9 protein-coding genes are annotated in these 10,043 nt (G+C 45.3%); 2 read left to right on the forward strand and 7 right to left on the reverse strand.

Annotated elements, in window-relative coordinates; all coding sequences use genetic code 11:
* Window positions 1–62: 62 nt before the first annotated feature.
* Both IH879_12955 and IH879_12960 read left to right on the forward strand, forming a co-directional pair.
* Window positions 63–539 (forward strand): hypothetical protein, encoded by a 477-nt coding sequence (locus tag IH879_12955; GenBank protein ID MCH7675847.1) that lies wholly within the window; start codon window positions 63–65, stop codon window positions 537–539.
* Between the two features lie 5 nt (window positions 540–544).
* Window positions 545–991, forward strand: a complete 447-nt coding sequence (locus IH879_12960) for a nuclear transport factor 2 family protein (GenBank protein ID MCH7675848.1) — start codon at window positions 545–547, stop codon at window positions 989–991.
* A gap of 123 nt (window positions 992–1,114) precedes the next feature.
* Here IH879_12960 and IH879_12965 read toward each other — a convergent pair whose 3' ends face one another.
* From IH879_12965 to egtD, 7 genes are all read right to left on the reverse strand, one after another.
* Entirely contained in the window at window positions 1,115–1,903 is a 789-nt protein-coding gene (locus tag IH879_12965) for a hypothetical protein (GenBank protein MCH7675849.1), read from the reverse strand.
* A gap of 107 nt (window positions 1,904–2,010) precedes the next feature.
* Window positions 2,011–4,647 (reverse strand): c-type cytochrome, encoded by a 2,637-nt coding sequence (locus IH879_12970; protein MCH7675850.1) that lies wholly within the window; start codon window positions 4,645–4,647, stop codon window positions 2,011–2,013.
* Between the two features lie 151 nt (window positions 4,648–4,798).
* Window positions 4,799–5,677 carry a cytochrome C gene (locus IH879_12975; protein MCH7675851.1) on the reverse strand — a complete coding sequence of 293 codons (879 nt, stop codon included), beginning with the start codon at window positions 5,675–5,677 and terminating at the stop codon, window positions 4,799–4,801.
* Between the two features lie 117 nt (window positions 5,678–5,794).
* Complete coding sequence (locus tag IH879_12980) at window positions 5,795–6,568, reverse strand: cytochrome b N-terminal domain-containing protein (GenBank protein ID MCH7675852.1); 774 nt, start codon at window positions 6,566–6,568, stop codon at window positions 5,795–5,797.
* Window positions 6,569–6,691: 123 nt separating this feature from the next.
* On the reverse strand, window positions 6,692–8,158 hold the full coding sequence (locus tag IH879_12985) for an ABC transporter permease subunit (protein MCH7675853.1): 1,467 nt from the start codon (window positions 8,156–8,158) through the stop codon (window positions 6,692–6,694).
* A gap of 170 nt (window positions 8,159–8,328) precedes the next feature.
* Complete coding sequence (locus IH879_12990) at window positions 8,329–9,069, reverse strand: ABC transporter ATP-binding protein (protein MCH7675854.1); 741 nt, start codon at window positions 9,067–9,069, stop codon at window positions 8,329–8,331.
* Between the two features lie 190 nt (window positions 9,070–9,259).
* A partial coding sequence (gene egtD, locus IH879_12995; GenBank protein ID MCH7675855.1) for an L-histidine N(alpha)-methyltransferase occupies window positions 9,260–10,043 on the reverse strand: 784 nt, incomplete at its 5' end.

The raw sequence follows: 10,043 nt of genomic DNA on the forward strand, positions 1-10,043 counted from the left end.
GCGGTGAAGGAGAACTTAGAATTAATGAGGTTCTATTTTCAACTTCAAATGATCAAATTGAATTGAAAAACTTCGGCCCAGAATCTGTGGATGTGTCAACATGGTGGTTCTGTTCCCTTTTTGCTTATGCTCCAATTAGCAATTTGAACATTATCAGCGGCAGCTTGAATATCCCGCCGGGTGGCATTCTGGCTGTTAGTGGATTCAACCTGAATAACACAGCCGCTGATTTAGGGTTATATGAGACAAATAATTTCACGAGTTCCGGAGCCATGCACGACTTCGTGCAATGGGGAAGTGCAGGAAATGGCCGCGAATCGGTTGCAGTTGGCAAAAAGGCATTTGGACCGCCGGCGATTTCATTTCAACTGCTCCGGAAGGCCATTCGGTTGAGTTTGACGGCGAAGGCAATGCTTCCAGCGATTGGAAAAGTCAAGCCAATCCGACCATCGGGGCTCAAAACACCTCGGCACCAGGAACTGGATCTGGGTATTAAGGATAGGCCACCGAATGGACCCTCTTTCAACCTGTGGAGGTAAATGTCATGAAAAACAAAGTTATTTTAACCGCACTATTTCTATTTGGGTTTGTTATCTTACCTGCTCAAAGTCGTGCAGGAACAGATGACAAAGAAAAGCTGGCCATCAAGAAGGTTCTAATCGAATCCTACGTCGAAGGAATTTATGTTAACAGGGATTCATTGGCGGTTAAGAAAGGGTTTCACCCGGATTTTTTAATGCATGTTTATCACAAGGGTCGACTCATTAAAGCAGATTTAGGCACCTGGCTGGCGCGACTAAAGCTAGACGGCAAGAAGAACCCAAAATCGATTCAGCATAAGTTTGAAATAATCGACTTAACGGGCAATTCGTCTTTCGTCAAAATGGAAATATATGAAGATTCGAAGCATATCTATACTGATTACTTTGGGCTATATAACTTTAAAGACGGCTGGAAGATTGTAAATAAGATATTTTATGGACATGAGTAGCGGCAATATTTGAGACAGATAAAATTGGAGCAAGTTAATACGCAATAAAACAACGCAAACAAAAAAAAGGCATGCTCCCTCCAAGAAGCATGCCTTTTCAAATTCTAAAGCTGATTTTAAATCTTAACTACCCACTGCAGCAAACTCCATACTGCCATCTGCGCTGGCGCCTTCACCGACGGTCACTTCCGCAGTTTGCTTGCCAAGAGTCTCATGCCAGTATCCAACCGTGTAGGTTCCGGCGGGGACGTCGCCGAGTTCAAAGCTGCCGTTTTCGTCGGTTTTAGCGTAGTAAGGGTGATCGGCAACCACAATGTAACCGTTCATCCAGTTATGAACATCGCATTTTATGGGGAAGACTTCGGCCTCCGAAAATGATTGCGTGATTCTCTTTTTGAACTTCGGTTGGGCAATGTTAATCGGTGAATTCTTTTCACTGAAGGTGTGGATGTTGTGCAAAATACCATCGCTGTTGAGAATGGTGCACTTGGCTCCAATCGGAATGATGCTGACGTGTGGTATAAAAACGCAGCCATTCTGGTCCAGAACAAATTCGCTGCCCATACTGTCCATGCCTTTGCCCTTGCTGATATTCATAATACGCACGACTACGTTTGCAAGACCTTTGTTGCCGGAGACAAGCAAATCTTCCTTATAATGAGTCGTTTTACCGCAGACAGCCGTATCTTTGGTCTTTTGGATTTTCACTTTTTTCGGCATTGCGCCGGCGTAAGTAACTGTACCCGAAATTGTACCCCCGTTGGCTACTGTCATAACTTCGTAACCGCTGGGTGCTGCCATTTCTGCCGGTTTCTCAGTCATTTCTTTTTTTGCCGTATCTTCACCGCCGCCACAGGCTATGGCAAACAGTGCAATGAGTAGTGCAGCAAAAATGGGTAAAAACTTTTTCATGTTATTCCTCCTAAAATTAAATAATTAAAGTCATGAATTAAAATCCCAAGTAACCAAATCCCAAGAAAGTTGGGGTTGGCAATTAGGATTTTGGATTTTCAGTTAGTTTACAATCTACTTGCAAATTTCCGAATATTCATTATGTAATCTGTTAGTGCTTCGATTTGTTTGTCTGCATCGCCGTTCAAGATATCCTGGGGGTAAGAGTCCGGATAAAACGCCGGCATTTTTGTTCCCGGCTGCAAGGCCTGGGGATTCGCGATCCAGTCGTAAACCCAATCCGGGTTAAGTCGCTCAGGGGCTAAGAGAAAGTCCGGCGCCCAGCCGTCAGGCGGACCCTCGGGTTTTTTGCTGCCGACCTGGTGACAACTGAAACAACTCAAATAATCTGTGGAGAATAACTTCTCCGCGGCTCTGGTTTCCGTTCTGGTCAATTGAATATCAGCCTCTTGAAAAGGCTCAATCATGCCTTCCAAAGCCTGGAAGTATTCAATCAGCGTTGTAACTTCTTCATTTGAGAAGTCAAAAGTCGGCATTCTGACATTTAACCAGGGTCTGATTTCCGTGGTTGGATTTTTCAGAAAATCGAACAACCAATCCGGCTGAACCTTTTTGCCTTCCCCGATTAAATCCGGCGGGGCGAAAGAGATCGCTTCATCTTCACCGCGGCCTTGTTTTTTGAAAGCCTCAACAATGGTCGGGCGAATGTATCCGCCTTCGCCTTCGATAATGTGGCAGCCGACGCAATTATATTGGCGTACCAACCTGCGGCCTTTTTCGAGTGCATCTCCCAACCGGCCGCCGTCATATTTATATTTGGCGCCAATCTTACGGCCGTCCCAGCTTTTTAAAAGCAGGGTCAGGGTGGTAGCATCCTCGTCGTTAAAAGCAAAAGTCGGCATGCGCTGAATGACTGCTTCCGTGGCATACAAGCGGGAATTCTTCATTTTGCCCAGGGTCCAGTCATCCCAGGTTTCTTCGGCGACAGAGCCATTAGCCAGCGCATCGCCGTAGAAGAGCTCGTCGTGGGTTTTGCCGCCGAACTCGTTCAGGGAGACGCTCACCTTACCTTCTTTCTCCATGCCGGCAATCTCGTGGCAGCCGTGACAGCCGAAGTTGCGAACAATTGCCTTTCCTTCTGCGATGAGTTCAGGCGAATCGAGTGCAGACTTGTCAAGTTGACTCGCCGGCGGGTTGGCTTCTTTTTGGGTCATCAGAAAGGCAACAATATCGCGGGCCTCGGAATCAGTTAAACGTAAGTTCGGCATCGTTGTGCCGGGATAGTATTGCTTTGGATTTTTAATCCAGGAGTAAAGCCAATCGCGGTTTACTTTGCTGGCAATTTTGGTGAGTTCCGGAGCGATATCATAAGAAACATCTGTCACCCGGACTGCTCGATCCTCTTCGGTCACCACATGGCACCCCTTGCAGCCAATGTCTTCCATAAGTTTTGCACCGCGGCTTGCGGAGCCACCGGCAGGTGCCTTCGGAAGTTTATAATTGCCGCCTTTGGCGAGATCATTTAAGAACGCTGTGACGGCAGTTGCTTCTTCATGAGAGAGTTGTGGATTCGGCATCCGGGTGTGCTTTCTAAAGGATTTATTATCTTTAACCCAGCGGTAGAGAAAGTCTGCAGTGGTTTTTTGGGTGATATCGTTCAAAGGTGGCCCAATTTTGCGGGCCTTTTCAAAACCAGCGATATCGTGACAGGCATAGCAGCCGAGATCGAAAACCATGCGTTTGGCCTTTGTCAGCCGGGGCGCATGCTCCACTTTCATCTCGCTGCTGTGGCATTTGTTGCAGCCCGCTTCCACAAAATCATCATTCAGCAGCGGATATTCCCAGTGTTTCACGAATCCATGAGAATAGGGTAACCGTAGCGCTTCTCCTTGACCATCGTGACACGGCGTGCAGCCAAAACGGTTAATCGGGTGCGGTTTCAGAAGTGCCTCACGATTCGGGTGGGTTTTGAAGACTGCCGGATAGTCATCATATCCACCTTTGTCTATGTTGACGTGACAGCTCGTGCAGCGATCGACCTGGTCAAGAAAGGCTTGAAAATTTCCACGCACAAAGTCGGCCAGCACGAATTGATCGATTTTGATTTTGCGGTCCTTAATTCCATCTATTTTATCATTTAAATCAACAATGGGTGCCCGCAGTTTTTCCATTTCTGTTTGCAGGCTATCAACAGTCGCGCGATGCCGGGTGATGCGGTTTTCGACTTCGCTTTTCTTCGCCTCGGCATTGTCCCAATCAATTTTGAGGGTTGCCACTTCCTGATCTAACTTATCTAAATCAGGCCGGATTTTTTGAGCTTCATCATCATGCCCCTCATGTTCTGCATGTTTGTACTCGTACCAAATGGCATCGTATTCACTCTTTGCAAAACGATAGTTCTGCATAGCATCTTCGATTTCATCCTGCGCAACATTTAATTCAGCCTGAACTTGTTGGTAGGCTTCACCTGCAAGAGTCGCTTGAGCTTCTTTGAGCTGCTGTTTGAAGGATTCATACATAGGGGCTTGTTTCGCTTCGAAATCAGCTTCGGCGGCATCGAGCTCTATTCTAACCTTGCTCTCTTCCAGCTGGTTCAGTTCCATTTGGTAGCGCTGCCAGGGCGACCGTTCGCGGATCATGTCCCAGATGGCCCAGAAAGTAGATATAGCAAGCAAACCAGCAAGAATAAAATAGATAAGACCGTAGTCTCGTTCTTCAAGAGGAGTATCCGAGCGTTTAGACAATTCTTCCTCCTTCGTTTTTTTGATTAGTATCTTTCACAATGTTTCAATGGGGAAAATGACTTAATAACAGCGAAGCGAATGACACTAAATGTCATTAAGTCATTATAGGTCATTTACTTTCAGCGTCATTAAGAACAATACTTCGGCAAAATTAAATATTAAACCAGGGTGTCACCCAAATATATTTGATATTAAATGTCCACCTGAGAATCATTTTTATGGGTAAGCTCATCATGCTTAGAAACAGAAATATTAAAATCCCGAACCTGACCGGGCCCAGCTTTTTTAAAAATTCGGTATTTTTTTTCCAAAAATAATAGATGGCCCCGAGAGAAAAATAGGCGGTTACAACAAAGCCTCCGAAAAAGAATGCCCCCAGCGAGCTGCGAATGCCAAAAAACTGGTGAAGATCGACATTGGTCATGGCGACAACTTTATGTGGGTCCCATCTATCCCAGGGCATAAAAAAGTTCCACCCCGGGCCGCGTAAAAATGTGCCAACGAAAGTCATCATGAGCCACAAAGCAAAAAAACCAAACACAAAAGTAGAGATGGCGAATTTTCTTTGCTGCCAGGTGTAGTAACCGTTGCCTTTTGAATTTTTATCGATGTAAGGAATGGCCATTAAGCCGACGATAATGAGCGTAGGGAAAACCACGCCGGCCAGCCAGGGATCGAAGTAAACCAGCATTTCCTGAAGTCCCAAAAAGTACCAGGGCGCTTTGGAAGGATTCGGGGTTTTGGTTGGATTGGCGGGTTGCTCCAGCGGCGCATCGAGGGCGACAGACCAGACGGTCAAAATGACCATAATCAGAATTGCGCATAAAAATTCATTGCGTGTCAGCAGAGGCCAGGTGAAAATCCGATCTTTGCCTTCTGCTTGTAGTTCGCTATATTTTCCATCGGCGATTAAGCGATCGTTAGCTGTCGCCTGTTTGAATGCCAGCCAGGAGTAAAAGGCAAACAAAGGTATCATCATTACAATGGGAACATTATCCGCTTTGCCGATAATAAGCCACAGATTATCCATGGTTCTCCTCAGGGTTTACTTTAAGTGCCAATTATTTATTTTGTGCAAAACCCGCTAAATGACAGCCTGGGTAATGGCCGTTAATGATACCCCGGAATTGGGTCAGAGCTTATTAAGTTACAGCGGCCCTGAAATACCGCCATCCTTCCTGACCCGCCAAAAATGTACGCCTATAAATATAGCTAAAAACAACGGAAAAAACACACAATGCAGCACATAAAATCTCAACAGTGTTGGCGGACCAACCTGCGTACCTCCCAGTAAAACAAATCTCATGTCATTATCTGGTTTCATTCCGAGCTCAGGCCCAAATGGACCTTCATGCCCAAGCAGAGGGGCGGCACGTGCCATGTTCGTACCAACTGTTACGGCCCAGATAGAAAGCTGATCCCAGGGAAGCAGATAGCCTGTGAAACTCAATAATAATGTGGTTGTCAGCAAAATAACCCCGACCACCCAATTGAACTCCCGCGGCGGTTTGTAAGAACCGGTCAAAAAGACGCGGAACATGTGCAGCCAAACAGCGATGACCATACCGTGTGCAGACCAGCGGTGCATGTTTCTTAAGAACATCCCGAATGGTACGTCAAACTCGAGATACTTCATATCGTTAAAAGCATATTCTGCCGTTGGCCGGTAGTAGAACATCAGCAAAACACCTGTGACGGCAGTGACCAGAAAGAGCAGAAAGGTAATCCCACCCATACACCAGGTGAAGCGAATGTAAGCGCCGTGGCGCGGAATCCGGGTCGGATGAAGATGCAGCCAGACATTATCCAAAACCTGCAAGTAACGGTTGCGTGGATTGTCCTCGTACCCATGACGAAACATCGACTTCCAGACCTGCGTTTTCAACAGACTATCTTTCATCTTATCGAAGAAAGCTGGCATCTTATCTCCTTAGTTTTTTATGTAGATAGGTAGTTAAGGGGGATTAAACGAAAAGAATATAAAGACATTTATGTAGAATGTCAAGGGATTTTGCGGGGATAAAAAGAAAAGGAAAGAGAAGATTTACTGAACCTGCTTTTGCAGCAAATGCTTCGGAATCAGCCAGCGCTCCAGTACTTCAAAAATCAATTCTACCAGAATGGCCAATAAAGCCGCCGGGATGGCGCCCCACATGATGATGATCGGGTCGTTTAATGTCACACCAGTAAAAATGTATTGACCGAGTCCGCCGGCGCCAATAAAAGCTGCCAGGGTGGCCGTGCCGACACTGATCACCGCCGCCGTTCGAATGCCTGCGAGCATATTCGGTGCTGCCAATGGGATTTCGATGTGCCGCAAGCGCTGCCAGGTTGTGAGTCCCATGCCCACGGACACTTTTTTTAAGACAGGATCGATTGTATTTAAAGCAGCAAAAGTGCTTCTTAGAATCGGTAGCAGCGCGTAGAGGAACAAAGCGATTAGAGCAGAGACGGTGCCGATGCCAAAAGGGGCGATCATAAATGCCAGCAAAGCGATGGCAGGGATAGTTTGCAGCAGACCGGTAAAATAAATGACCGGCTTCGAAATCTTGGGTAAGCGATAGATAATAATTCCCAACGGAATTGCCACAGCCATAGCCGCGAGCAGAGCTATAATGACCAACTTCAAATGAGTGAGTGCTCGTTGGGCCAGCGTCTGCCATTTTCTTTCGGACACATTTGTACTGATATCTTTTAGTAGATTTTTGCTTATAAGAAAACTTCGGGCTGCTTCAGCAAAACTTTTCCTATCTAAAGCCACGCTTGCGTTTAAGTTTTGCATTTCCTTGTTATCGATCATTCCGGTCAGCTCGTTTAAAATCGATTTCACTTCAATACTCACATCGTTGCGAATGAGTGGAGCCGCGAGATATGCCGGAAAAAAATTCTTGTCATCTTCGAGGCAAAAGAGATCATATTTTTGAATTTCCGCATCTGTTGAATAAACATCCATAACATCGATTTTATTTTGCTCAAGGGCGGCATAGGATAAAGCATGTTCCATTCCGAGTGGATCAGCCGTGAGCCCATAAGTTTTTGCCAGCGGTCTCCAGCCGTCGCCGCGTTCCAGAAATTCCTGGCTCAGGCCGAAACGCAAATCCGGGTGTGAACGCAGATCAGACATATTTTTAAGATTCTCCGATTTCGCAAACTCTGCCCTTACCGCGAAAGCATAAGTGTTATTAAATCCAAATGAATCCAGCAGCTCCAAACTATGATTTTCCCGAAGCAACTTTTGTAATTCTGAATAAGTTGGCGACTCTTTCAGTTTCAGAATCGCTTGTTCAATCGTGCCGGAATACTCGGGATAGATATCGATCTCGGCGTTGGTCAGTCCTTGATAACAAATTATCGTGCCGCCTAAACCAAACCGGCGTTCGATAATGAAGCCGCGATCCTCTAAAAGCTGCGCCATGATTTCTGCCAAAATGTTGCTTTCGGGGAAATTCTTCGAGCCGATTTTGATGGTTTGGCTGTGCAGGGGCTGTGAGAAAAGAAGTGAAATTAGCAAAAGGTAAAAAAGTCTTGAACAATAAGTAGTCATTCCTGCGCAGGCAGGAATCCAGAAACGTAGCTGGCCCCTAGATTCCCGCCGGAGTTTATCCCGTGCTTTGACACGGGACGGGAATGACGAGTTATTTTGATTTTTTGGACGAGCCACTTGCAGTTATTTTAAAGCAATTAAACCACATCATCTTCCAATTGCATGTGAACAAACTTTTTCACGAATTTTGAAGCGGGGGTTTCCAAAATTTCTTTGCGCGTGCCGATCTGCTCGATTTGACCTTCATTTAAAATAACAACCTGATCGGCCAATTTAAAAGCTTCTCGAAGATCATGAGTGACCAGTATGATCGTTCTCGCCTCTAATTTTTGCAGCTTGATAAACTCAGCGTGGATTTCGCTGCGGGTAATCGGGTCGAGGGCGCCAAAGGCTTCGTCAAGCAGAAATATTTTTGGATTCAGCATCATGGCGCGGCAAAGGCCGACACGCTGCTGTTCGCCGCCGCTCAATTCATGGGGATATTTCGTGAAATAATCTTTCGGTAAATTTACTAAATTGACCAGCTCTTCGGCACGCTTTGAAATTCGATCATTTTCCCAGTTTTCCAAAACCGCCAGCAAAGTGATATTTTTTTTAACCGTTAAATGCGGGAAAAGTCCGGTACCCTGCACCGCGTAGCCCATTCGTCTACGGAGTTCGGATAAATTATCGTAATTGATTTTTTTATCGAAAACAGAGACCTGGCCGTGGTCCGGTCGAAGCAAGCCGTTGATAAGTTGAATGAGCGTGGACTTGCCGCTGCCGCTGGGTCCAATAACAGCAGTGGTTTTGTCCGGTTGGAAAGTGAGACTAATATTTTTCAGGGCAATTTTTTGATGGTAGGATTTGGAAACATTGTCGAAAGCGATAGAAGACATAATTTATTCATATAACGGATTGAAAAACATAAAAAAAGTTTCACGCAAAGTCGCGAAGGCGCTAAGACTCGCAAAGTTACTTTAAAAGGTTTGACTCATTAGAAAAATTGAGTTGCAAGGGCAAAATAAGATTTTTTATTTTTCTCTGCGTCATCTTCGTGTCTTAGCGACTTTGCGTGCGGTTTTTTCTTTAAATTGGTTTAAAAAGATTAAGACTAAACCAATTTTTCGAATCGTACCACGAGTGCTTAATTTCAAAGCCACTGGCTTGCGCCATCTCTTTGATTTGCTCTTTGGAAAATTTGTAGGAATCTTCCGTGTAGATGGTCTCGCCTTTCTTAAATTCAAAAATCCGATTCAGCTTGCCTATTTTTACCGACTGCCGGCTTGTGCTTTCCAGGTGCATTTCGATGCGGCTCATTTTTTTATTAAGAAAAGCTTTGTGGCGAAACTTCTCGATGTTAAAATTGCCCTCTAATTCATTGTTGATGCGGACGAGCATGTTCAGATTGAATTGCGCGGTCACACCTTGCGAATCATTGTAAGCCGGTTCGATGATCTCTTTATCCTTAATTAAATCAACGCCAATGAGAAAGCAATCCTGGCTGTTCAGGGTCGCGCGAATTTCACGGAGAAATTCAATCCTGCCTTTTTCATTAAAATTTCCAATTGTGGAGCCTAAAAACGCAATGAGCTTTTTGGAGATGTTTTGCTGTTTCAGCGAGTTCAGCGCCGTGATGTAATCGGAAGCCAGTGCAGTGATTCTTAATTCCGGATAGTCTTTTAAAAGAGCTTTTGCGCTTTCTACCAAAATACTTTTTGAAATATCGATTGGGATATAATGCAGCTTTTCATGGCGTCTCAAAAACGCTTCGAGCAGCAAGCGGGTTTTTGTGGAGCTGCCGCTGCCGAGTTCAATAAACGCAAAATCTTTTTGGGCAAGAACGGCTATTTCTTCTGAATACTTTTCAATG

This window comes from candidate division KSB1 bacterium, assembly GCA_022562085.1.
GTDB lineage: Bacteria > Zhuqueibacterota > Zhuqueibacteria > Oceanimicrobiales > Oceanimicrobiaceae > Oceanimicrobium.

Coding starts and splice junctions, on each gene's coding strand:
- IH879_12960 (MCH7675848.1), top strand. CDS start 545: ATGAAAAACAAAGTTATTTTAACCGCACTATTTCTATTTGGGTTTGTT.
- IH879_12980 (MCH7675852.1), bottom strand. CDS start 6,568: ATGCCAGCTTTCTTCGATAAGATGAAAGATAGTCTGTTGAAAACGCAG.
- IH879_12975 (MCH7675851.1), bottom strand. CDS start 5,677: ATGGATAATCTGTGGCTTATTATCGGCAAAGCGGATAATGTTCCCATT.
- IH879_12990 (MCH7675854.1), bottom strand. CDS start 9,069: ATGTCTTCTATCGCTTTCGACAATGTTTCCAAATCCTACCATCAAAAA.
- IH879_12965 (MCH7675849.1), bottom strand. CDS start 1,903: ATGAAAAAGTTTTTACCCATTTTTGCTGCACTACTCATTGCACTGTTT.